Source organism: Streptomyces yongxingensis (assembly GCF_055597465.1).
Window position 1 is genome coordinate 5250904 of the sequence record NZ_CM145717.1, and the last position, 22525, is coordinate 5273428.

The window sequence follows — 22525 nt, forward strand, 5'->3', positions numbered from 1 at the left end:
ACCGCACTCGCGGTGCCGGGGGCCGGCTGCGCTCCGGGCCGTGGGTCGGCCGCGGGGCACGGCTCAGCCGCAGGGCACGGTGACGAAGCCGTCGCTGCCGGTCTTCACATACGCGTCGGAGACGTACTGGCCCGGGGCGATGCTGTCCCAGATGTCCGAGGTGCCGTACGGACCCGAGACCTTCTGGCCGTGCCGCTGGCAGCGGATGGGGACCCGGCTGTTGTACGGCAGCACCTTCACGAGCCGGTAGTTGGTGCCGGGCCCGCTGCGGACGTTCACCTGGTAGCCGGGCGCGACCGGATAGGTGATCGCTCCGGCGGTGGTTTCCACAGTGTCCGCGACGGTGTCCGTGGCGTCGGTGGTGGCTACGGATTCCGCGGTCTCTTCGATGGCCATGACGGCCCCTCCCCCGTTGAACTTCTTTCCGAAGTTGTGCACATGTCGTGTGAAGTGACACGACATGCGGAGGTTAACAAGGCTCGCACGTGCCATCGACTAGGCTCGCCGAGTCGCGAATGCGGCCGAATTCACGGGGGTGGGGCATGCCGCCGGTGCGCAGAGCCGGGACGGGCCCGGAAGCGGAGGATCCGGAGTACGCCGGGCAGTACCGGCTCGAGGCGCGCCTCGGATCCGGCGGCATGGGCGTGGTCCATCTGGCCCGCTCGCCCTCGGGGCGGCGGCTCGCGGTGAAGGTCGTCCATGCCGAGCTCGCCGAAGACCCCGAGTTCCGGGCGCGGTTCCGGCAGGAGGTGACGGCCGCCCGGCGGGTCAGCGGCGCGTTCACGGCGCCCGTGGTGGATGCCGACCCGGAGGGGCCGAGGCCCTGGATGGCCACCCTCTACATCCCCGGCCCGACCCTCGCCGAACACGTCAAGCGGAGCGGCCCGCTGGCGCCGGACGAGACCGTGCGACTGGCGGCGGGGCTCGCCGAGGCGCTCCGGGACATCCATCGGGCGGGCGTGGTGCACCGCGATCTCAAGCCGAGCAATGTGCTGCTCGCGGCGGACGGCCCGAAGGTCATCGACTTCGGCATCTCCCGGCCGTCCGACAGTGAACTGCGCACCGAGACGGGGAAGGTGATCGGCACCCCGCCGTTCATGGCGCCGGAGCAGTTCCAGCGGCCGCGGGCGGTGGGCCCGGCGGCGGATGTGTTCGCGCTGGGGTCGGTGCTGGTGCACGCGGCCACCGGGCGGGGGCCGTTCGAGTCGGAGAGTCCGTACATCGTGGCGTACCAGGTGGTGCACGACGAGGCGGATCTGGCGGGGGTGCCGGACGAGCTGCTGCCGCTGGTCGAGCGGTGTCTGGCCAAGAACCCCGAGGACCGCCCCACGCCCGACGCCCTGATGACGGTCCTGCGCGCCGTCCACGGACTCCAGTCGCCGGTGCCGCGCGGGCCCGTTCCGCTGGTGCCGCAGCAGCGGACGCCGGAGCCGCACTCGCTGCCGGGTGTGCGCTGGGGGCAGGACGACGGCGCCGTGGATACGCATGTGAAGGCGGCTCCTGCCGAAACGGCGGCCCCCGATACGGCGGCCCCCGATTCCGCGGTTCCCGATACGCATGTGAAGGCGGCTCCCGGGCCGGAACCGGCCGCGGACCAGCCCGAGTCGGTGCCGAGCGAGCCCGGGGCGCGGCGCCGGGGGATCGGGCGGTGGGCCCTCTCCGGGCTCGCGGCCGTCGTGCTGCTCGGCGCGGGCACGGTCGTCGCACTGCGCCCGTTCGACGGCACGGACTCCTCCGGCGGCGGCCGGCCGCGGATCAGCGCGGCGACCGCGGAGGCGTGGCGCCCCTGGACGACCGGGCTGGACACCGGAACGGCCGCGGGCTCGGGGGCGCGGCCCGCGTTCTGCTCGTACGGAGCGGGCGCGCTGTACTGCGCCCGGCGCGGAGTCGAGACCGCCCGGGTCGATCCGGACGACGGGCGCGTGGTCTGGTCGCGGCCGTCCGCGGCGGCGCGCCCCGGGGACGGCGCGACGATCTCCGCCCCCGTGGTCGCGGGCGGTCTGGTGCGGACGGTGTCCCCGGACGGCGGGCGGCTGCGGGCGCTCGACCCCACGACCCACCGGGTCCGCTGGAGCCGCGATGTGTCCCGCTACCAGGGCGGGGTCTACTCCTCGGGCGACACCGTGCTGCTGGTCACGCCGGACGGCACGGTCACGGCGGTGAACGGCGCGACGAACAAGGAGCGTTGGAGCCATCGGCTGCCCGGCCACGCCCGGCCCGTCTTCTTCTCGTACGGCGACGGCCGCACCGCGTACGCCGTGACCACCGCGGGCGACGGCTCGCACACGCTGGTCACGGCGGTGGACACGGTGCGCGGTACGACGCGCTGGCACGCCTCGCTCAGCGGCAACCTCACCCCGGCCGGAAGCGGCCCCGGTGGCGTGCTGCTGCTGACCGAGACGGATGCCAGGACCAGCACCACCGCCGTGGTCCGCTACGACCCGGAGCGGCGCGCGGCGCGGCGGGTCGCGCTGTCCGCGCCGGTGTCCGCGCTCAGCGCCGTCACCAGCGGCGACCGGGTGTATGTGCTGGGCACGGACGGCGGGTTGGTGGCCGTCGACACCGCGCGCGAGGGCTCGGCGCGGGCGCGGCTCTGGCGCCTGGAGACCTCGGTCTCCAACGCCTCGCCGCTGGTGGCGGCGGACGGCCGGCTGTATTTCTCGGCGGCGGACGGCCGACTGCTGGCCGTGGACGCCCAGCGGGGCGAGGTGATCGGCGAGACCCGCTCACGCGGGGGCGCGGCCGGTCAGGGCTTCCTGGATCTGATGCCCGCGCCGGTGGTGGCGGACGGCAAGGTGTTCGCGACGGCCCCGGACGGCACGCTCTTCGCCGTGGACGGGCGGAATCCGGCCGGTTGGTGAGCGGCGCCACGGGCCCCCGGCGCGAGCCGGGCCTAGAGTGACCGCCGGATCGTGGGTCGGTGGGAGAAGACAGGAATGGCACTGCGCGCCGGGGACCCGGAGTCCATCGGAGGCTACGCACTCGAACGGCGGCTCGGCCGTGGCGGGATGGGCACGGTGTATCTGGCCCGGTCGCAGTCGGGGCGGCGGCTGGCGCTGAAGGTGGTGCATCAGCAGTTCGCCGACGACGACGAGTTCCGGGCGCGGTTCCGCCAGGAGGTCGCGGCCGCCCGGCGGGTCAGCGGCGCGTTCACCGCGGCCGTCGTGGACGCGGACCCCGATGCCGTCCTGCCGTGGATGGCGACCTCGTACGTCCCCGGCCGCACCCTCGCCGAGCAGGTCGCGGCGGACGGTCCGCTGCGCGGCGCCGAGCTGCGGCGGCTGGCGATCGGGCTGGTCGAGGCGCTACGGGACATCCACCGGGCGGGTGTGGTGCACCGGGATCTGAAACCGGCCAACATCGTGCTGTCCGACGAGGGCCCCCGCGTCATCGACTTCGGCATCTCCCGGGCGGCCGACCACCAGACCCTGACCATGACCGGCCGGGTCATGGGCACGCCCCCCTTCATGTCGCCGGAGCAACTGCGCGATCCGCGCGAGGTCGGACCGGAGTCCGATGTCTTCTCGCTAGCGACGGTGCTGGTGTACGCGGCGACCGGCCAGAGCCCGTTCGACGCGGACAGCCCGTATATGACCGCCTATCACGTGGTGTACGAGCCCCCGGCGCTGGACGCGGTGACCGGACCGCTGCGGGACGCGGTCGCGGACTGCCTGAGCAAGGACCCGTCCGCGCGCCCCGGTCTTGACGAGCTGCTGGAGCGGCTGCGGACACTGCCCGAGGACGACGGTGACGACGGTAAGGACAACGACGGCGGTAAGGACGGCGACGACGGTAAGGACGTCACGGACGCGGGCGGCGGCACTGGCGAGGGCGACGAAGGCGACGCCGCCGCGCCGACCGAAGTCGGCCGGGCGCCGGGCCGCGCCCGCCTCACGCGCCGCCCCCTGGTGGCCGCCGCGGCCGCCGCGGGCCTGGTCGCCGTCGTCGTGGGAACGATCGTCGTCCTCCGGGCCGGGTCCGGACCCGAGGGCGAGCCGGACGCCCGCCCCACCACCCGCTCGTCGGCGAACGGCTCGCTCCCGTCCGGCTGGCGCCCCTGGCAGCGCACCCTCGCCGGGCCCGGCACCGACATCGTGACCAGGGGCGATGGCACCCCGCGCTCGATCAGCGGGCCGACCGGCCGCCGCTGTCTGCCCTCGGGCACGGATCTGTACTGCGGTGGTTCCGGGATCGCCCTGACCCGGCTGGACGTCCGGGGGCACGTGGCCTGGCACCGGTCGGCGAAGCCGAGCGAGCTGATCGGAGTGGCCGACGGTCTCGTACTGGGCACCGTGGAGAAGTCGGACGGCACCGCCCGGCTGGAGGGCTACCGCACCAGCGACGGGGAGCGGGTCTGGAAGACCGATATCGGCAGCGCGTACCAGGGCGCGGTGTTCCAGCGAGGCCGCCACCCCGCCGTGCTCACCCAGAGCTGGGACGAGGAGACCTTCCAGGCGGTGGACGTGCGCACCGGTGGCACGCTCTGGTCGCGCCGGGTCGGCCACGGGCTGAGCTGCGGCCCCGAGGTGGTGGCCGGACGCCCCCTCGCCGACTGCCAAACGCTGGAGGACCAGGGCGACCCGAACACTCCGAGCCGGCTCTACGCCCTCGCCCCCACCACGGGAACACCCCGGCGGATCGGCACGCTCGCCATGGGCTCCTTCCTCGCCGAGCGCTCGGGCGACCTGCTCTGTCTGGAGCAGCGCGACCACGACACCGACGACTACACCGATCTGCTCTTCCTCGGCACGGACGGGGGACGGGAGCGCCGGGTGAGGCTGCCCGAGGGGCTCTCCGCCCAGCAGATCACGCCCACCCTGGTGGGCGACACGCTCTACTTCGTCCGGCAGAACGGCGAGGTCACCGCCGTCACCACGGCCGGAAAGCGGCTGTGGAGCAAGGCGACGCAGGTGGAGTGGCTGGGCCCGCCCGTAGTGTCCGGGCGCCGGAACGCGCTGTATCTGGCCACCGCCGCGGGCCGGGTGGTCGCGCTGGACCGCCGGGACGGCCGGGTGCTGTGGCGGACCAAGGCGCGGACGGACCCCGGTGGCATCCCCGCCGAGCTGACGCTGAGCGGGGACGCCCTCACCACGGTTTACGGGTACGACACCCTGGAGGCGTCCGGGATGGACGTCAGCCGGGGCGGCTGATGCGCGACGTCCCCCGGGGCGGCTGATGCCCCGCGACGTCAGCCCAGGCGGCTGATGTCGCGGACCGCGCCCTTGTCGGCGCTGGTGGCCATCGCCGCGTAGGCGCGCAGCGCGGTGGACACCTTGCGCTCGCGGTTCTTCGGGGCGTAGACGCCGCCGAGCTCCTCGCGGCGGGCCGCCAACTCCTCCTCGCTCACCAGGAGGTCGATGGAGCGGGCGGGGATGTCGATGCGGATCCGGTCGCCGTCCCGGACCAGGGCGATGGTGCCGCCGGACGCCGCCTCCGGCGAGGCGTGGCCGATGGAGAGACCCGACGTGCCGCCGGAGAAGCGGCCGTCAGTGACCAGCGCGCACGCCTTGCCCAGGCCCCGGCCCTTGAGGAAGGAGGTCGGGTAGAGCATCTCCTGCATCCCGGGGCCGCCCTTGGGGCCCTCGTAGCGGATGACGACGACGTCGCCCTCCTTGACCTGCTTGCCCAGGATCCGCTCGACGGCCTCCTCCTGGGATTCGCAGACCACGGCCGGGCCCTCGAAGGTCCAGATGGACTCGTCCACGCCGGCCGTCTTCACCACGCAGCCGTCGAGGGCCAGATTGCCCTTGAGGACGGCGAGCCCGCCGTCCTTGGAGTACGCGTGCTCCATGTCGCGGATGCAGCCGCCGGCGGCGTCCGTGTCCAGGGAGTCCCAGCGCTCGGACTGCGAGAAGGCGGTGGCGGAGCGCTTGCAGCCGGGGGCCGCGTGCCACAGCTCGACGGCCTCGGCGGACGGCGAACCGCCGCGCACGTCCCAGGTCTTGAGCCAGTCGGCGAGCGAGGAGCTGTGCACGGAGTGGACGTCCTCGTTCAGCAGCCCGCCGCGGAACAGCTCGCCGAGGATCGCCGGGATGCCGCCCGCGCGGTGCACGTCCTCCATGTAGTACGTGCCGCCGGGGGCGACGTTCGGGGCGACCTTGGCGAGGCACGGCACCCGACGGGAGACCTCGTCGATGTCCTTGAGGTCGTAGTCGAGACCGGCCTCCTGGGCGGCGGCCAGCAGGTGCAGGATCGTGTTGGTCGAGCCGCCCATGGCGATGTCGAGCGCCATGGCGTTCTCGAAGGCGGCGCGGGAGCCGATGGAGCGCGGCAGAACCGTCTCGTCGTCCTGCTCGTAGTAGCGCTTGGTGATCTCCACGACCGTACGGCCGGCGGTCTCGTAGAGCGCCTTGCGGGCGGTGTGGGTGGCCAGCACCGAACCGTTGCCCGGCAGGGAGAGGCCGATCGCCTCGGTCAGGCAGTTCATCGAGTTGGCGGTGAACATGCCGGAACAGGAGCCGCAGGTCGGGCAGGCGTTGTTCTCGATGCGGAGGATGTCCTCGTCCGAGACGTTCTCGTTGACCGCGTCCGAGATCGCGTTGATCAGGTCCAGCTTGCGGACGGTGCCGTCGACGAGCGTGGCCCGGCCCGCCTCCATGGGGCCGCCGGAGACGAAGACGGTCGGGATGTTGAGCCGCATCGCGGCCATCAGCATCCCGGGGGTGATCTTGTCGCAGTTGGAGATGCAGATCAGCGCGTCGGCGCAGTGCGCCTCGACCATGTACTCCACGGAGTCGGCGATCAGGTCGCGGGAGGGGAGGCTGTAGAGCATCCCGCCGTGGCCCATGGCGATGCCGTCGTCCACGGCGATGGTGTTGAACTCGCGCGGAATGCCGCCCGCCGCGTGGATCGCCTCGCTGACGATCCGGCCGACCGGCTGGAGGTGGGTGTGGCCGGGGACGAACTCGGTGAAGCTGTTGGCCACGGCGACGATCGGCTTGCCGAAGTCCTCGCGTGCTACGCCGGAAGCCTGCATAAGGGCGCGGGCGCCCGCCATGTTGCGGCCGTGGGTGACGGTGCGAGACCTCAGCTCGGGCACGGTGCTCGGCTCCCTCGTGATACGTGCGTCCTGCGGATCGGATCGGAGTCTCCCGAGCCTACGCCTGTGTCCACGGATCCGGATGGTCCGTCCGGATCCAGAGACGGCCGGGTCACTGAGCGGAACGGACCGATCAGCTCTCGGTCAGCGATCGGCCCGTTCATGCCCGGCCGGCGGGGATTTCGATTCAGCTTTCGGTCAGATAGCGCTGGAGGGTCGGCCCCACCATGGCCACGATGTCGTCCGTCTCCGCCGAGGCCATCGGCTCCATCCGGATCACATACCGCAGCATCGCGATCCCGATCAGGTGCCCGGCCGCGAGCTGGGCCCGGAACTCGGGGTTCGGGACGTCCAGCTCACCCGCCATCCGCAGCAGCACCCGGCGCTCGATCATGCCGCGCAGCACCGCGGCGGCGGTCTCGTTGGTCAGCGCCGAGCGCATCACGGCGAGCAGCGGCAGCCTGCTGACCGGGTTCTCCCAGACGCCGAACATATAGCGGGCCATCCGCTCGCCCGCGCCCTCCGGGCTGCCGTGCACCGCGTCCGGGACGCCCATGGCGGGGGCGAAGATCAGCTCGATGGCGGCCTCGAAGACCTGCTCCTTGGTGCCGAAGTAGTGGTGGACCAGCGCCGGGTCCACCTCGGCGGCCTTGGCGATGCCGCGGATCGAGGTCTTGTCGTAGCCGCGCTCGGCGAACTCGTTGCGCGCCGCGATCAGGATCCGGTCGCGGGCGGCGGGACCGTCGGAGGCGCTCGTACGGGCCGGGCGGCCGCGCTTGCGCGGGGGTGTGGCGGACCCGGATGCGGCGGCGGTCATGAACCGGGCACCGCCCTGCTCGGCCGGGTGGACGGGGTCGACGAGGCGAGGTGCAGCCGGGTGAAGGCCAGGGCCTCCGCCAGATCGGCCTCGCGCTCGGTCGTGGACATGGCACGCCGGGTGTTGACCTCGACGACCACATTGCCGTCGAAACCGCCGGCCGCGAGCCGTTCCAGCAGCTCGGCGCAGGGCTGGGTGCCGCGCCCCGGCACCAGGTGCTCGTCCTTGTTGGAGCCCTGGCCGTCCGCGAGGTGGAGATGGGCCAGCCGGTCGCCCATACGGTCCACCATCCCCAGCGCGTCCGTACGGGCGGTGGCGGTGTGCGACAGGTCGATCGTGAAGTGGCGGTAGTCGTCCTGGGTGACGTCCCAGCCCGGGGCGTACGCGAGCATCTCGCGGTCGCGATAGCGCCACGGGTACATGTTCTCGACCGCGAACCGCACATCGGTCTCGTCCGCCATCCGCCAGATTCCGCGGACGAACTCGCGGGCGTAGGCCCGCTGCCATCGGAACGGCGGGTGGACCACGACGGTGGACGCGTCGAGCTTCTCGGCGGCCGCCCTCGCCCGCTGGAGCTTCACCCACGGGTCGGTCGACCAGACCCGCTGGGTGATCAGCAGACAGGGGGCGTGCACGGCGAGGATCGGCACCTGGTGGTAGTCCGAGAGCCGACGCAGCGCCTCGATGTCCTGGCTGACCGGATCGGTCCACACCATGACCTCGACGCCGTCGTAGCCCAGGCGTGCCGCGATCTCGAAGGCCGTCGCCGTCGACTCCGGATAGACCGAGGCTGTGGACAGCGCGACCTTCGCATCCGGGATGCGCACCACTGGCTCTGTCACGAGGGACAGCGTACGGCGGCTGCTCTCCGTAACCGAACCGCGGCGGCCATCGCGGCGGAACGGCCGCCGCTTTCCGGCCTCGGTCACGCTCCTCAGGTCAGGTGGGCAGATGGTCCAGGCGGCGGAGGATCACGCCCTCGCGCAGCGCCCACGGGCAGATCTCGAGCTGGTCCACGTCGAACAGGTCCATGGCGGCCTCCGCCACCAGCGCCCCGGCCGTGAGCTGCCCGGCCCGGCCCTCGGAGACGCCGGGCAGCTCGGCCCGCTCCCGGGTGGGCATGGCGGCCAGTTTGGGCACCCACTCCTCCAGTGCCCGGCGGGTGAGCCGGCGCTCCACGTACAGCCCCTCGGCGGAGCGTGCGGCGCCGGTGATCCTGGCCAGTTGCTTGAAGGTCTTGGAGGTGGCCACCACATGGTCCGGCGTCCCGTGACGGCTGAAATCGCCGACACTCCGGGCGATCTCGGTCCGCACGTGGCGCCGCAGGGCCCGTACGTCCGCCGGGTCGGGCGGATCGCCGGGCAGCCAGGAAGCGGTCAGCCGGCCCGCCCCCAGCGGCAGCGAGACCGCCGCGTCGGGCTCCTCGTCCATGCCGTACGCGATCTCCAGCGAACCGCCGCCGATGTCCAGGACCAGCAGCTTCCCCGCGGACCAGCCGAACCAGCGGCGGGCCGCCAGGAAGGTGAGCCGCGCCTCGTCCGCGCCGCTGAGCACCTGGAGCCGTACGCCGGTCTCCTCGGCGACCCGGGCCAGGACCTCATCGGCGTTGGACGCCTCGCGGACGGCGGAGGTCGCGAACGGCAGGACGTCCTCGACGCCCTTGTCCTCGGCCGCCTCCAGCGCCTCCCGGACCACCGCGATCAGGCGGTCGACGCCCTCGGGGCCGATGGCACCGGCCCCGTCGATGAGTTCGGCCAGCCGCAGCTCGGCCTTGTGCGAATGCGCGGGCAGCGGGCGCGCGCCGGGGTGGGCGTCCATCACGAGCAGATGAACCGTATTCGAACCCACGTCGAGGACACCGAGTCTCATAACGTGAACGCTACTGCGCCCACCTCGGTGTCATGCACAGGTCCCCCGCGATCTCGCGCAGGAGCCGCGCCGGGGACGTGTGCGGTCCCCACCTCCGGCTTCGCGCCGAAGGCGCCTACCCTTGCACCGTGGCAAAGACGAAAAAGGCGAAGCAGGACAAACGCCGGAAGGCCGCCCCGGAGTGGGCGGCCGAGGAGCCGATGCCGTCCGGGGCGGAGGGCACCGAGGACGCCCCGAGCCCCGAGGACGAGGTCGGCCTGGACTTCGCCCGCGCATGGGTCGAATTCCCCGATCCGGCCGACGACGAGCAGCTCTTCCGATGCGATCTGACCTGGCTGACCTCCCGGTGGAGCTGCATCTTCGGCCAGGGCTGCCAGGGCATCCAGGCGGGGCGGGCCAGCGACGGCTGCTGCACGCTGGGCGCGCACTTCTCCGACGAGGACGACGAGGCGCGGGTCGGACGCCATATGGCCCGGCTGACCCCGGAGATCTGGCAGTTCCACGACGAGGGGCACGCCTCGGGGTGGGTCCAGGTGGACGAGGACGGCGAGCGGCAGACCCGGCGCCACAAGGGCTCGTGCATCTTCCAGAACCGGCCGGGCTTCGCGGGCGGCGCGGGCTGCGCGCTGCACATCCTGGCGCTGCGGGAGGGGCGCGAACCGCTGGAGACCAAGCCGGACGTGTGCTGGCAGCTGCCGGTGCGCCGGTCCTACGACTGGATCGACCGGCCGGACGACACCCGGGTGCTGCGGATCACCATCGCCGAGTACGACCGGCGCGGCTGGGGGCCGGGCGGCCACGATCTGCACTGGTGGTGCACCTCGGCCACTTCGGCGCACGGGGCCGGGGAGCCGGTGTTCCGGTCGTACCGGCCGGAGCTCACGGAACTGATGGGCAAGGCCGGGTACGACCGGCTGGCCGAGCTGTGCGAGCAGCGCATGGCGTCGTCGCTGCCGCTGCTGGCACCGCATCCGGCGGACCCGGGGGTTCCGGTGGATCCGGTCGCTCCGGTGGATCCGGGCGCTTCGGCGGACCTGGCCGATCCGGCGGATCCGGCCGATCCGGCCGACTGACGCGGCTGTGCCGATGGCATGGGCGGACCGTCGTGCCCGCCGCGGGCATCACGACCCGGCGCGTCTACGGGGTGTCCGGCGGGCCACGCGGCGGAGCCGCATATCGATGCTTCCCCCTCCCCGCCCCTTCCCGTAACCAGGGGGCTCCGCCCCCTGGACCCCGGGGTCTGGGGCACAACCCCGGCCCGACGCCCGGAGCACAACCCCGGCTTCGGGGTCTGGGGCGGAGCCCCGGTTTCGGGAAGGGGCGGGGAGGGGAGCAGCCCGCCGCGGGCATCACGACCCGGCGGACACCCCTGGACCCGCCGGTCGGCGCGTCCAGGCCCACCGGTCGAGGTGACCGATCACGCCGTCCGACGCCTCCGGAACCGCCGTCGACGCGCGTCCGGGGCCGCCGTCCGGCTGACGTGTCCGGTCCACGCGAGAGCGCATCGCGTCAGCGCTTCGCGGTGGTCGGACCGGAGGGCGTCGGCGTCGGGTCGCTCGAGGCCGGGGTCGGCTGGTCGGAGGGGCCCGTGGGGGTGGGCGTGGGCTCGGGGGACGTACCCCGGCCCTCGATCAGCACCACCGCGCCCGCCGGGTCCACCGAGACCCGCGCGCTCCAGTGACCGGCCGGCTCCCGATCGTGGTCCACCGAGACCGTGATGGTGGTGGAGTCGCCGGGCCGCAGCACCCCGGCCGTGTGGTTCAGCCGGAGCCAGGGCGCCCCGGCGGAGGCCGACCAGTGCACCGGTGAGCCGCCGGACGCGGTGAGGGTGATGACCGTCACATCGCCCTCGGGATGGGCCGTGACCGTGAGCCGTCCCGGTCCCGGGGCGGGCCGGGAGGGTCCGGAGCCGTCCCCGGGGCGGCCGCCACCGGCCGGGGAGCCGTCCGGGCGGGACGCCTCGCCGCCCTTGTGCCCCGGCCGCTCCACCGTCCCGTCCGCGTCGATCACCTCGACCGACACATCCGACGCTCCACGGCCCGCCTTGGCGCTCCGCGGGCCGGAGCCGATCCGCGTGCCGGAACGGTCCTGCGCGCCGCCGGTCTGCTCGTACGAGCGCCGGGCGGGCCGGTCCTGACCGGCCGGGGCCTGGTCCGCGCCGTCCGCGTCGGCGGCCGCCACCGAGTCCGTGTCGCGCTGGTCACCGGCGAGCGGGGCGCCCCGGTAGGCGGCCCAGAGGGCGAGCACCGGGGCCGCCACGACCGTGGCGACCACCGTCGTGGTCATCACGCGGCTGCGCATCCGGCTGCGGCGGGCGGCCCGGTCCTGGGGCTCCAGCGGAAAGCCGCGCCGGTCGAACCGGGGCCCGGCGGCCGCGCGGGCGGGCCGTCCGCCCAGCGCGCTCAGCAGCGCGGCGTGCACGGCGGCGCGGGGGGCCTCCACCACCGGCAGCGCGGCGGGCGCGGCCGCCGTACCGGGCCAGGGCCCGTCGGCCGTGGCGCGCTCGGCCATCCGGCGGCACTCGCGGCAGTCGTCCACATGGCGCACCAGCTCACGGCGGAGAGCGGCGGACAGCAGCACCTGCGTGTCGCCCGCGAGCCGGGCGACCACCGGGCAGTGGCCGAGCTCGACGACGGCGAGCGCCGCGCGGGTCCGCTCCACCTCACAGGCGGCGCTGGAGAGCAGGGCGCGGGTCTCCTCCTGGTCCTTGCCGAGCACGGCGGCCACCTCGGAGGGGCCCAGCCGGTGGCGCACCGCGAGCTCGAGGGCCTCGCGCTGCTCGGCGGAGGTCCCGGCGGCCTCCGGCCAGGCCAGCGCGGCCAGTTCGCGGCGGCGCTCGGCGGCGATGGGCTCGGGCAGCTCGGCCCCGGCGCCGTCGCCCGGGGTGTCCGTCCCCGTACGGCCGCGGCGCTCGGCCAGTTTGCGCAGACAGGCCCAGCGGGCGACCGCGTAGAGCCAGGGGCGGGACAGCTCGCCCTCCGCGGTGCCCCGGCCCCGCCCCCGGCCGGTGCGGCGCTCGGCCACCGCCAGTACGTCGCCCACCGCGACGGCGGCGGCGTCGTGCTCGCACAGGGCCGACAGGCAGTACGTGAACAGGCCGTCCAGGTACGGCTCGTAGCGTTCCGGAGGCCGCTGGGGGCGGGTGCTGGTGGAGCGGGGCGCACGGCGCCGCGCCCGCTGTGCGCCGGTGGGCTGTGTCGAGTGCTCGGACCTGCTGCTCATCACCCGGCGACGGTAGGCGGATGATGCAGACTTCCTCGCGCCACTTGCACTGTTTTAACCCTTACGGGTGACCATCTCCCTCATAAGGGGACAGGTGTCCCCCTCCGGCGGCCACAACCTGCTATGCGCCCGGCGCCCTCCGGAGGGCCGATGAACGGGCCGACGAACGGGCCGACGAACGGGCCGGCGAACGGGCAGCTGAACGGGCCGACGAAGGGACCGACGAGGGGCCGATGAGGGACCGACGAGGAGGGCCGTGACCGGCGCCGTTCGGCTCTGTCGGTGACCGACGCTAGCGTTACGGCATGGCTGCCCGTAGCTCGTCCCGCTCATCCGCCAAGGACCGGCCCTCCTACCGCTGTACGGAGTGCGGCTGGACCACCGCCAAGTGGCTCGGCCGCTGCCCGGAGTGCCATGCGTGGGGCACCGTCGAGGAGTACGGGGCGCCCGCGGTGCGCACCACCGCACCCGGCCGGGTCACCTCGGCCGCCCTGCCCATCGGCCAGGTGGACGGCCGTCAGGCCACCGCGCGGGGCACCGGCGTGGACGAGCTCGACCGGGTGCTCGGCGGCGGGCTGGTCCCGGGCGCGGTCGTGCTGCTCGCCGGGGAGCCCGGGGTCGGCAAGTCCACGCTGCTGCTGGACGTGGCGGCCAAGGCCGCCTCCGAGGAGCACCGCACGCTCTACATCACCGGTGAGGAGTCGGCGAGTCAGGTGCGGCTGCGCGCCGACCGCATCGGCGCGCTGAGCGAGCACCTCTACCTCGCCGCCGAGACCGACCTCGCCGCGGTCCTCGGCCATCTCGACTCCGTCAAGCCCTCGCTGCTCGTCCTGGACTCGGTGCAGACCGTCGCCTCGCCCGAGATCGACGGCGCGCCGGGCGGGATGGCGCAGGTGCGCGAGGTGGCCGGGGCACTGATCCGCGCGTCCAAGGAGCGCGGGATGTCCACGCTGCTGGTGGGGCATGTCACCAAGGACGGCGCCATCGCCGGGCCCCGGCTGCTGGAGCATCTGGTCGATGTCGTGCTGCAGTTCGAGGGCGACCGGCACGCCCGGCTGCGGCTGGTCCGGGGCGTGAAGAACCGCTACGGGGCGACGGACGAGGTCGGCTGCTTCGAGCTGCACGACGAGGGCATCACCGGGCTCGCCGACCCCTCCGGTCTGTTCCTCACCCGGCGCGACGAGCCGGTGCCGGGCACCTGTCTGACGGTCACCCTGGAGGGCCGCCGGCCGCTGGTGGCCGAGGTGCAGGCGCTCACCGTGGACTCCCAGATCCCCTCACCGCGCCGCACCACCTCCGGTCTGGAGACCTCCCGGGTCTCGATGATGCTCGCCGTGCTGGAGCAGCGCGGCCGGATCAGCGCGCTGGGCAAGCGGGACATCTACAGCGCCACGGTGGGCGGGGTGAAGCTGTCCGAACCCGCCGCGGACCTCGCCGTGGCGCTCGCGCTGGCCAGCGCCGCCAGTGACACCCCGCTGCCCAAGAACCTGGTGGCGATCGGCGAGGTGGGGCTCGCGGGCGAGGTCCGGCGGGTCACCGGGGTGCAGCGGCGGCTGGCGGAGGCGGCCCGGCTCGGCTTCACCCACGCCCTGGTGCCGGGCGACGCGGGCCGGATCCCGGACGGGATGCGGGTGCTGGAGGTGGCGGACATCGGGGACGCGCTGCGGGTGCTGCCGCGGCGCCGGGAGCGGGGCGAGAAGGCCCGGGTGGAGGCGGACGACCGGGGCTGACATGGTGGGCGAGGCGTCACCGGGGCGGTGGCGGGAGCGCGGCCGAGTGCCCTGGTGAGGGCGTACGGCGGGGGCCGGTGCGCCGGGTGGCGCACGGCCCGGGCTGAGCCGCACTCCGCTTCACGCCTACGGGCGTACGCCGGGAGACCCCACGGGAGGCCGGTGGCCGCCGGTAGACTTTGCCCTGGTCTCGCCCATACGTGGCCTCGCGCATCGGCATGGCAGGGCGACTCGTGGCACCGACAGACCTTGCGACGGAGGAGTGCAGTGGCAGCAGGCGACCGGGCATCGGCACCCGGCAAGGCCGACGGTCTGATGCGTGCCTCCCTGAGCGCGGTCGCGCCCGGCACGGCGTTGCGCGACGGCCTCGAGCGCGTTCTCCGGGGAAACACCGGCGGGCTGATCGTGCTCGGCACCGACAAGACCGTCGAGTCGCTGTGCACCGGCGGCTTCGTCATCGACGTCGAGTTCACCGCGACCCGGCTGCGCGAGCTGTGCAAGCTGGACGGCGCGCTGGTCCTCGACAAGGACATCACCAAGATCGTGCGGGCCGGGGTGCAGCTGGTCCCGGACGCGGCGATCCCCACCGAGGAGACCGGCACCCGGCACCGGACCGCGCAGCGCGTCTCCATCCAGACCGGGTTCCCGGTGGTCTCGGTCAGCCAGTCGATGCGGCTGATCGCGCTGTATGTGGACGGTCAGCGGCGGGTCCTGGAGGACTCGGCGGCGATCCTCTCCCGCGCCAACCAGGCGCTGGCCACCCTGGAGCGCTACAAGCTCCGCCTCGACGAGGTGGCGGGCACGCTCTCGGCCCTGGAGATCGAGGACCTGGTCACCGTCCGGGACGTGAGCGCGGTCGCGCAGCGGCTGGAGATGGTCCGCCGCATCGCCACCGAGATCGCGGAGTACGTGGTCGAGCTGGGCACCGACGGCCGGCTGCTCTCCCTCCAACTGGACGAGCTGATCGCGGGCGTGGAGCCCGAGCGTGAGCTGGTGGTGCGGGACTACGTGCCCGAGCCGACCGCCAAGCGCACCCGTACGGTGGCCGACGCGCTCGCCGAGCTGGACCGGCTGACCCACGCCGAGCTGCTCGAACTCCCCATCGTGGCGCGGGCGCTGGGGTACACCGGCTCGCCGGAGACCCTCGACTCCGCCGTCTCGCCGCGCGGCTTCCGGCTGCTGGCCAAGGTGCCGCGGCTGCCGGGCGCCATCATCGAGCGGCTGGTGGAGCACTTCGGGGGCCTGCAGAAGCTGTTGGCCGCGAGCGTGGACGATCTGCAGATGGTGGACGGTGTGGGCGAGGCACGGGCCCGCTCGGTCCGCGAGGGGCTGTCGCGGCTGGCGGAGTCGTCCATCCTGGAGCGGTACGTCTAGCCCAGAGCCGTACGTCTACGTCTACGTCTACGTCTACGGGGTGTCCGGCGGACCACGCTGCGGGCCGCATGGCGTTGCTTTCCCCTCCCCGCCCCTTCCCGCTACCAGGGGCTCCGCCCCTGGACCCCGGTGTCTGGGGCGGTGCCCCGCCACACAGCGGAGCCGCATATCGATACCGCGGGAAGGGGCGAAGCCCCGGCCCGGGCCCTGAGGCGAAGCCCCGCTCCGGGGGCTGGGACGGGGCCCCGGCCCGGGCCTGAGGCAGGTGCCCCGGCCCGGGGCCTGGGACGGAACCCCGGCCCGGGGCCTGGGACGGAACCCCGCTCCGGGGGCCGGGACGGAGCCCCGGCCCGGGCTCTGGAGCGGATACCCCGGCCCGGGTTCTGGAGCGGATACCCCGGCCCGGGTTCTGGGGTGAAGCCCCGGTTTCGGTTTCGGGGTCTGGGGCGAAGCCCCGGTCCGGGCCCTGCGGCGGATACCCCGGCCCGGAGGCTGGGACGGAGCCCCGGTTTCGGGGTCGGGGCGAAGCCCCGGTCCGCGCCCTGCGGCGGATACCCCGGCCCGGAGGCTGGAGCGGATACCCCGGCCCGGGGTCTGGGGCGAAGCCCCGGTTTCGGGGTCTGGGGCGGAGCCCCGGTTTCGGGAAGGGGCGGGGAGGGGAACAGCCCGCCGCAGGCGTCACGAGGCGGGTCCGGCGGCGGGGCGCCGCCACGGTTCCGGCGCCCCGAAAGCCGCTGGTCAGCCCCTGGTCAGTCCTTCTCGAGGACGAACGACACCTTGGCCGTCCCGAGCCCGTCCACCTTCACCTCGACCAGATACGTGCCCGACTTGGCCGACGCGCTGCCCGACGGCGTGGCGCAGTGCTCGGCGCTGCGCTTGCGGTCCCACTCCACGGTGCGCTTGGTCTGGCCGGACCCCGGCACCTCGACCAGCGCGGCGGCGCTGCCCTCCGGGCAGTCGTCGGAGGCCCAGACGTGGGCGTTGTGGGCGTCGGTGATGGTCAGCGAGGCGGCAGCGCGCCCGAAGTCGACCTTGCAGGAGCTCGACTTGGTGTTCTTCACGACGATCTCGAAGGTGGGCTTCTCCCCCGGCGCCCAAGTGTTCTTGACCTTGGAGTCCTTGACGCTGCGCACCGTCAGCTCCGCGTCGCCGGGGCGGCAGTCCGGCAGGCTCGACCCGGCGGGCAGGCCCTGCCCGGTCCCGGTGCCGATGCCACCGCCCGCGCCGCCACCCGATGAGCCGCCCGCGCCACCCGCGCCACCGGCACCGCCGGAACCGCTGCCGCCGCCCGCGCCACCGCCGCCCGCGTCCGCACCGCCGTCGTCCGAGCCGCCGCCGCTGCCCCCGCTGCCGCCGGAGCCCGAGCCGCCGCTGTCCGACTCATCGCGCCCGCCCGGCCGTTCGCTGTTGACCGGCCCGGAGGAGGAGGGGCCCGGGGTGATCGTGCTCGCGGGTCCCCCGCCGCCCGATCCCTTGCCCTCGTCACTTCCGCCACCGCCCGAACCACCCCAGCCGAAGGCCCAGATGACCACGAGAACGATGGCGACGAGCAGGGCCAGCGCAACGGCCCTCCGCCGCCAGTAAATGGAGGAGGGAAGCGGCCCGATCGGATTGCGCAGAGATCCCACGCGGAAACTCTACGAGAGATCGGGAGCAGTACCGGCCAATAACCCCCGCTCCAGACCCTACTTTTCTCATGATCCGACCGGATCCGGCACATGAGGGGTCCCCGAGGCGTCCCCCAGGCGTCCCCGAGGTGCCCTGAGGTCACCCCGAGGGCACCGGAAGACCGCACCCGGGCGCGGGAAGCGGCCATCCGTTCCCGTACGGGCGCCGGATCGCACGATTTGGCAACGACTGGCGCGGCTGAAACCCGAACGCCCGCGCCCTGGGCCCCGCGAGCCGTCCCGTCATGTCAGGATCGGATGCGATGACTGCCATTTCCGCTTCCGCCGTCCCGGCCGCCGCATCCTCCGACCCCGACGGAGCCGTTCTGCACCGGCCCGTCATCGACTGGTTCGACGCGCACGCGCGCGACCTCCCCTGGCGCCGCCCCGAGGCGGGCGCCTGGGGTGTGATGGTGAGCGAGTTCATGCTCCAGCAGACCCCGGTGAACCGGGTGCTGCCGGTGTACGAGCAGTGGCTCGCCCGCTGGCCGCGCCCGGCCGACCTGGCCGCGGAACCGCCCGGTGAGGCGGTCCGCGCCTGGGGCCGGCTCGGCTATCCGCGCCGGGCGCTGCGGCTGCACGGCGCCGCGGCCGCCATAAGGGAGCGGCACGGCGGTGACGTACCGCGCGACCACGCCCAGTTGCTGGCCCTGCCGGGGGTGGGTGAGTACACGGCGGCGGCCGTGGCCTCGTTCGCGTACGGGCAGCGCCATCCGGTCCTGGACACCAATGTGCGCCGGGTGTTCGCGCGCGCGGTCAGTGGTACGCAGTACCCGCCGAACGCCACCACCGCCGCCGAGCGCAAGCTGGCCCGCACCCTGCTGCCCGAGGACGAGCCGACCGCGGCGCGCTGGGCGGCCGCCACGATGGAGCTGGGCGCACTGGTCTGCACGGCCCGCACCCCGGACTGCGCGCGCTGCCCGATCGCCGCGCTGTGCGCCTGGCGGCAGGCCGGTTCGCCGGAGCACGACGGACCGCCGCGGCGCGGCCAGACCTACGCGGGTACGGACCGTCAGGTGCGCGGCAGGCTGCTCGCGGTGTTGCGGGAGGCTGTGACACCGGTGCCGCAGACGACGCTGGACCAGGTGTGGGACGAGCCGGTGCAGCGCGCCCGCGCGCTCGACGGACTCGTCTCCGACGGGCTGGTGGAGCCGCTCGCGGACGGCCTCTACCGGCTGCCGCTGACCTGAGAACATCCCTCGTCACGGCCCTGTCTGTGACAGACCTGTGACACGCCCAGGACCCGGTTCTGACACTCAGTCGAACCGGGTTCCGTTGTTACACAACCTATGGGTAGCTGTGCGTTTGCCGAGGCGCAGTTGCGCATGACGCCGCAACAGCGCCTCCGTAGCGTCCTTCCCGTGCCGAGCGAGAAGCCCGGACACGTCAACGGCGGGGAAGACAGCGGGATGGAGGCTGCACACCATGAGCAGCAGCAGCAATGTTCTGGACTTTGAGGAGTACGTGCGGAATCGGCAGGACGCGCTGCTGCGCAGCGCCCGTCGGCTGATCCCCGACCCGATCGAGGCACAGGACCTGCTCCAGACCGCCTTGGTGCGCACCTACGGCCGCTGGGACGGCATAGCCGACAAATCGCTCGCGGACGCCTATCTCCGGCGCGTGATGATCAACACCCGTACCGAGTGGTGGCGCGCCCGCAAGCTGGACGAGGTGCCCACCGAGCAGCTCCCGGAGGCGAGTGTCGAGGACGGCACCGAGCAGCACGCCGACCGCGCCCTGCTGATGGACATCCTTTCGGTGCTGGCTCCCAAGCAGCGCAGTGTCGTGGTGCTGCGACACTGGGAGCAGATGACGACCGAAGAGACCGCGGAGGCGCTCGGAATGTCGACCGGAACGGTCAAGAGCACCCTGCACCGGGCGCTGGCCCGGCTGCGGCAGGAGCTGGAGAGCCGCGATCTGGACGCCCGCGAGCTCGGCCGTCGGGACGGGGGCGCCAAGCCGGCCACCAACGTCCGGCAGCACACGGGTCGGGTCCGGCGCGCCCGCCAGGAGCGGGGGCAGGAACGGTGCGCGGCCTGACCAGGGCCTCTTCCAGCAGGACAGTCATGCTCACCGGCGGCGCGGTCGTGGGCCTCGCGGCCGCCGGCGGCTGGATGCTTGCCGGATGCGGTGACGCGAGCCAGGGGGTACGCAAGGAGGGACCGGCGAGCACCGAGTGGGCCTCGGCCGCCGCGGACTCCGGCGCGTACGCGGGTGGCCGTGCCTCGGGCCGGCCGTCACCGGCTGCCGGGAAGAAGGTCGACGTGATCAAGCTGGTCAAGGCGGATCCGCGCGTCAGCGACGATCTCAAGACGAGCCTCAAGCCCTGCCCCACGGCCAAGGAGCGCGAGGCCAAGCAGCAGATCAAGGGCTATCCGGTGGACGTGACGTCCGGACGGCTGACCGGCTCCGCCGATTCCGACCTGGTCATCAACGTCATGAGCTGCACCGACGGCTTCGGCATCGGCTCGTATGTGTACCGCAAGGTGGGCGACCGTTACGAGAACGTCTTCAGCGACGAGCAGCCGCCCGTCTACGCCGACGTCGCCAAGGACGGGCTGCGGGTGACGAAGCTCTCCTACACCTCCGGGGACTCGGTCTGTTGCCCTTCGAGCGAGACCGTGATCACCTACGGCTGGTCCGGGGCGGACCGGTCGTTCACGGTGCGGTCCCGCGAGCGCACCGACTACAGCAAGAATGTGCCCACGGAAGAGGCGACCCCGGTGCCGACCGCGCGCGCCGACGACGGAACGGAAGGCTGAAGCGAGGCTGTGGCCGAGACCCATGTGCTCTTCGTCGAGGACGACGATGTCATCCGTGAAGCCACGCAGCTCGCCCTGGAGCGCGATGGCTTCCTCGTGACGGCCGCGCCCGACGGGCTGACCGGCCTGGAGCGCTTCCGGGCCGACCGCCCCGATATCGCGCTGCTCGATGTGATGGTTCCGGGCCTGGACGGGGTCAGCCTGTGCCGCCGGATCCGCGACGAGTCCACCGTTCCCGTGATCATGCTCTCCGCGCGCGCCGACTCCATCGATGTGGTGCTCGGCCTCGAGGCCGGCGCCGACGACTATGTGACCAAGCCCTTCGACGGCGCGGTGCTGGTGGCCCGCATCCGGGCCGTGCTGCGCCGCTTCGGCCATGCCAGCGGCCCCGGCGGGCGGGGCGCGGAGCCCGTTCCCGAGGAGCCCGACGGCGGGGTGCTGCGCTTCGGCGATCTGGAGGTCGACCCCGAGGGCATGGAGGTCCGCAAGGGCGGCCGGCAGGTGGCGCTCACCCCGACCGAGATGCGGCTGCTGCTGGAGTTCTCGGCCGCGCCCGGCACCGTGCTCTCCCGCGACCGGCTGCTGGAGCGGGTCTGGGAGTACGGCTGGGGCGGGGACACCCGGGTCGTGGACGTCCATGTGCAGCGGCTGCGCGGCAAGATAGGCCAGGACCGCATCGAGACGGTCCGCGGCTTCGGCTACAAGCTCAAGGGCTGAGCGGCGTTGCGTCGGTTCGCACTGCGCACGGGCCTGCGGTGGAAGGTCAGCCTCGCCATCGCCGCCGTGAGCACGCTGGTGGCGGTGGTGCTGAGCCTCGTCGTCCACAACGCGGCCCGCGTCTCGATGCTCGACAACAGCCGCACCGTGATGGACGAGCGGGTGAAGGTCGCCCAGCGGTGGTACGAGCAGTCCCGGGTGCTGGGGTTCGGCGCCAAGCTGGACGACCCCCGTCTGCCCGAGCAGTTGAAGAAGGAGGCGTGGCGCGGCCAGCGCGCCACCTATCTGGAGGACTCCGGCACCGGCACCCCCGAGGTGTGGGCCTCGGTGCCGCTGCGGAACGGCAAGGTGCTGTCCGTCCACACCAAGTTCCAGGACCGGTTCGCCGTCCTCGACGACCTCGACCGGGTGCTGATCATCGGCTCGGTGGCGGTGGTGCTGGGCGGTATCGCGCTCGGTGTGCTCATCGGCGATCAGCTCTCCCGGCGGCTGCGCAAGGCGGCCACCGCCGCCCGCAAGCTGGCCGAGGGCGACTCCGAGGTCCGGGTGCGCGAGGCGATCGGCGGCCGGGTGCGCGACGAGACCGACGATCTGGCGCGTGCCGTGGACGGCATGGCCGAGGCGCTTCAGCAGCGGCTGGAGGCGGAGCGCCGGGTCACCGCCGATATCGCCCACGAGCTGCGCACCCCGGTCACCGGCCTGCTCACGGCCGCCGAACTGCTGCCGCCGGGCCGCCCCACCGAGCTGGTGCGGGACCGGGCGCAGGTGATGCGCACCCTGGTCGAGGACGTCCTGGAGGTCGCGCGGCTGGACGGCTTCGCGGAGCGCGCGGAGCTCCAGGAGATAGCCGTGGCCGAGTTCATCACCCGCCGGGTCCGGGCGGTGGCCCCCGACGCGGTGGTCAACGTGGTGCGCGACGCCCATGTCTCCACCGACCCCCGGCGGCTGGAGCGGATCATGGGCAATCTGCTGGCCAACGCCGCCCGGCACGGCAAACCGCCCTTCGAGGTCACCGTCGAAGGGCGAATACTGCGCGTCCGCGACCACGGCCCCGGCTTCCCGGAGGAGCTGCTGAAGGACGGGCCGAGCCGGTTCCGCACCGGCAGCAAGGACCGCGCGGGCACCGGGCACGGCCTGGGGCTGACCATAGCCGCGGGCCAGGCGCGGGTGCTGGGCGCCCGGCTGACGTTCCGCAACGCCGATCCGCTGATGGACGGCGGGGACGAGGCGGACGGGGAGTGCCGGGGCGCGGTCGCCGTGCTCTGGCTGCCGGAGTCCGCGCCCACGAACACCGGCAGCTTCCCGATCATCGAGGTGCCGGACTGAGC

At 73.5% G+C, this 22525-nt stretch carries 17 protein-coding genes; 10 read left to right on the plus strand and 7 right to left on the minus strand.

The features are described from left to right. Nucleotides 1-63: 63 nt before the first annotated feature. Nucleotides 64-396 carry an SH3 domain-containing protein gene (locus ACZ6TD_RS22400; protein WP_471356710.1) on the minus strand — a complete coding sequence of 111 codons (333 nt, stop codon included), beginning with the start codon at nt 394-396 and terminating at the stop codon, nt 64-66. A gap of 119 nt (nt 397-515) precedes the next feature. Between ACZ6TD_RS22400 and ACZ6TD_RS22405 the strand changes: the two genes are divergently transcribed. Both ACZ6TD_RS22405 and ACZ6TD_RS22410 read left to right on the plus strand, forming a co-directional pair. Next, nucleotides 516-2861, plus strand: coding sequence for a protein kinase domain-containing protein (locus ACZ6TD_RS22405; protein ID WP_471356713.1), 2346 nt, complete (start codon nt 516-518; stop codon nt 2859-2861). A gap of 75 nt (nt 2862-2936) precedes the next feature. Further along, complete coding sequence (locus tag ACZ6TD_RS22410; RefSeq protein WP_471356714.1) at nt 2937-5150, plus strand: protein kinase domain-containing protein; 2214 nt, start codon at nt 2937-2939, stop codon at nt 5148-5150. 38 nt (nt 5151-5188) lie between these two features. Here the strand turns inward: ACZ6TD_RS22410 and ilvD are convergent, their stop codons facing one another. The 4 genes from ilvD to ACZ6TD_RS22430 all read right to left on the minus strand — a co-directional run bounded on the left by ilvD (nt 5189) and on the right by ACZ6TD_RS22430 (nt 9725). Next, nucleotides 5189-7039, minus strand: a complete 1851-nt coding sequence (gene ilvD, locus ACZ6TD_RS22415) for a dihydroxy-acid dehydratase (RefSeq protein WP_471356716.1) — start codon at nt 7037-7039, stop codon at nt 5189-5191. Nucleotides 7040-7226: 187 nt separating this feature from the next. Then, complete coding sequence (locus tag ACZ6TD_RS22420; protein WP_471356718.1) at nt 7227-7856, minus strand: TetR/AcrR family transcriptional regulator; 630 nt, start codon at nt 7854-7856, stop codon at nt 7227-7229. Next, a complete protein-coding gene (locus ACZ6TD_RS22425) occupies nt 7853-8698 on the minus strand; it encodes a sugar phosphate isomerase/epimerase family protein (RefSeq protein WP_471356721.1) in 846 nt (281 codons plus the stop codon). The genes ACZ6TD_RS22420 and ACZ6TD_RS22425 overlap by 4 nt, the downstream gene beginning before the upstream one ends. Before the next feature lie 97 nt (nt 8699-8795). Further along, nucleotides 8796-9725, minus strand: coding sequence for a Ppx/GppA family phosphatase (locus tag ACZ6TD_RS22430; RefSeq protein WP_471356723.1), 930 nt, complete (start codon nt 9723-9725; stop codon nt 8796-8798). Nucleotides 9726-9853: 128 nt separating this feature from the next. On the opposite strand from ACZ6TD_RS22430, the gene ACZ6TD_RS22435 reads away from it, so the two are divergent. Then, the gene (locus tag ACZ6TD_RS22435; protein WP_471356725.1) at nt 9854-10798 is read left to right on the plus strand and encodes a DUF3109 family protein; all 945 of its coding nucleotides are present in this window, start codon (nt 9854-9856) and stop codon (nt 10796-10798) included. Between the two features lie 436 nt (nt 10799-11234). Here ACZ6TD_RS22435 and ACZ6TD_RS22440 read toward each other — a convergent pair whose 3' ends face one another. Next, nucleotides 11235-12947, minus strand: coding sequence for a BACON domain-containing protein (locus ACZ6TD_RS22440; RefSeq protein WP_471356726.1), 1713 nt, complete (start codon nt 12945-12947; stop codon nt 11235-11237). A gap of 305 nt (nt 12948-13252) precedes the next feature. Here ACZ6TD_RS22440 and radA point away from each other — a divergent pair, with 305 nt between their 5' ends. Beyond that, the gene (gene radA / locus ACZ6TD_RS22445) at nt 13253-14677 is read left to right on the plus strand and encodes a DNA repair protein RadA (RefSeq protein ID WP_471356729.1); all 1425 of its coding nucleotides are present in this window, start codon (nt 13253-13255) and stop codon (nt 14675-14677) included. Nucleotides 14678-14992: 315 nt separating this feature from the next. After that, a complete protein-coding gene (gene disA / locus ACZ6TD_RS22450) occupies nt 14993-16051 on the plus strand; it encodes a DNA integrity scanning diadenylate cyclase DisA (RefSeq protein WP_044581604.1) in 1059 nt (352 codons plus the stop codon). Between the two features lie 749 nt (nt 16052-16800). On the opposite strand, the gene ACZ6TD_RS22455 is transcribed toward disA, so the two are convergent. Continuing rightward, nucleotides 16801-17679 carry a hypothetical protein gene (locus tag ACZ6TD_RS22455; RefSeq protein WP_471356731.1) on the minus strand — a complete coding sequence of 293 codons (879 nt, stop codon included), beginning with the start codon at nt 17677-17679 and terminating at the stop codon, nt 16801-16803. 302 nt (nt 17680-17981) lie between these two features. On the opposite strand from ACZ6TD_RS22455, the gene ACZ6TD_RS22460 reads away from it, so the two are divergent. The 5 genes from ACZ6TD_RS22460 to cseC all read left to right on the plus strand — a co-directional run bounded on the left by ACZ6TD_RS22460 (nt 17982) and on the right by cseC (nt 22523). Next, nucleotides 17982-18908 (plus strand): HhH-GPD family protein, encoded by a 927-nt coding sequence (locus tag ACZ6TD_RS22460; protein WP_471356734.1) that lies wholly within the window; start codon nt 17982-17984, stop codon nt 18906-18908. A gap of 235 nt (nt 18909-19143) precedes the next feature. Next, nucleotides 19144-19758, plus strand: a complete 615-nt coding sequence (locus ACZ6TD_RS22465; protein WP_471356737.1) for a SigE family RNA polymerase sigma factor — start codon at nt 19144-19146, stop codon at nt 19756-19758. A 26-nt stretch (nt 19759-19784) separates the two neighbouring features. Beyond that, a complete protein-coding gene (locus ACZ6TD_RS22470) occupies nt 19785-20480 on the plus strand; it encodes a hypothetical protein (protein WP_471356739.1) in 696 nt (231 codons plus the stop codon). Between the two features lie 9 nt (nt 20481-20489). Then, nucleotides 20490-21197: a two-component system response regulator CseB gene (gene cseB / locus ACZ6TD_RS22475; protein ID WP_237513874.1), complete on the plus strand. Its 708-nt coding sequence runs from the start codon at nt 20490-20492 to the stop codon at nt 21195-21197. A 6-nt stretch (nt 21198-21203) separates the two neighbouring features. Beyond that, on the plus strand, nt 21204-22523 hold the full coding sequence (cseC, locus tag ACZ6TD_RS22480; protein WP_471356742.1) for a two-component system sensor histidine kinase CseC: 1320 nt from the start codon (nt 21204-21206) through the stop codon (nt 22521-22523). The last annotated feature ends 2 nt before the right edge of the window (nt 22524-22525 follow it).

Bases quoted from the DNA above. Each gene is read 5' to 3' on its own strand.
- ACZ6TD_RS22400 (WP_471356710.1), bottom strand. From the start codon at position 396: ATGGCCATCGAAGAGACCGCGGAATCCGTAGCCACCACCGACGCCACG.
- ACZ6TD_RS22405 (WP_471356713.1), top strand. From the start codon at position 516: ATGCGGCCGAATTCACGGGGGTGGGGCATGCCGCCGGTGCGCAGAGCC.
- ACZ6TD_RS22410 (WP_471356714.1), top strand. From the start codon at position 2,937: ATGGCACTGCGCGCCGGGGACCCGGAGTCCATCGGAGGCTACGCACTC.
- ACZ6TD_RS22420 (WP_471356718.1), bottom strand. From the start codon at position 7,856: ATGACCGCCGCCGCATCCGGGTCCGCCACACCCCCGCGCAAGCGCGGC.
- ACZ6TD_RS22430 (WP_471356723.1), bottom strand. From the start codon at position 9,725: ATGAGACTCGGTGTCCTCGACGTGGGTTCGAATACGGTTCATCTGCTC.
- ACZ6TD_RS22440 (WP_471356726.1), bottom strand. From the start codon at position 12,947: ATGAGCAGCAGGTCCGAGCACTCGACACAGCCCACCGGCGCACAGCGG.
- radA (WP_471356729.1), top strand. From the start codon at position 13,253: ATGGCTGCCCGTAGCTCGTCCCGCTCATCCGCCAAGGACCGGCCCTCC.
- disA (WP_044581604.1), top strand. From the start codon at position 14,993: ATGCGTGCCTCCCTGAGCGCGGTCGCGCCCGGCACGGCGTTGCGCGAC.
- ACZ6TD_RS22460 (WP_471356734.1), top strand. From the start codon at position 17,982: ATGACTGCCATTTCCGCTTCCGCCGTCCCGGCCGCCGCATCCTCCGAC.
- ACZ6TD_RS22465 (WP_471356737.1), top strand. From the start codon at position 19,144: ATGAGCAGCAGCAGCAATGTTCTGGACTTTGAGGAGTACGTGCGGAAT.
- ACZ6TD_RS22470 (WP_471356739.1), top strand. From the start codon at position 19,785: ATGCTCACCGGCGGCGCGGTCGTGGGCCTCGCGGCCGCCGGCGGCTGG.